The following is a 446-nucleotide window of genomic DNA, read 5'->3' on the forward strand; positions in this document are numbered from 1 at the left end:
CGGATAGACGGTGAAGCGCGGAATCTTCTGCCGCACGCGCCCCGTCAGCGGATCGAACAGGTGCAGCGTATCGACTTCGTCGTCGAACAACTCGACGCGCACCGCCATCTCCGCGTGCTCGGCCGGGAAGATGTCGATCGTGTCGCCGCGCACGCGAAACGTGCCGCGCTGGAAGTCCTGCTCGTTGCGCGTGTACTGCATCGCGATCAGCCGCGCGATCACCTCGCGCTGGCCGATCTTGTCGCCCGTGCGCAGCGTGAGGATCATCTGGTGGTATTCGGACGGATTGCCGATACCGTAGATCGCCGACACCGTCGCGACGATCACGACATCGCGCCGCTCCATCAGGCTCTTCGTCGCCGACAGCCGCATCTGCTCGATGTGCTCGTTGATCGACGAATCCTTCTCGATGAAGAGATCGCGCTGCGGCACGTACGCTTCCGGCT

The 446-nt window shown here is 63.7% G+C and carries 1 pseudogene; it reads right to left on the reverse strand.

Features of this window, described 5'->3' with window-relative positions:
* Nucleotides 1-446: pseudogene (locus J5M58_RS26965) on the reverse strand (excinuclease ABC subunit B); the annotation flags it as partial.

The sequence above is a fragment of the Pseudomonas sp. 32_A genome (assembly GCF_017490905.1).
Taxonomy (GTDB): Bacteria; Pseudomonadota; Gammaproteobacteria; order Pseudomonadales; family Pseudomonadaceae; genus Aquipseudomonas; species Aquipseudomonas inefficax.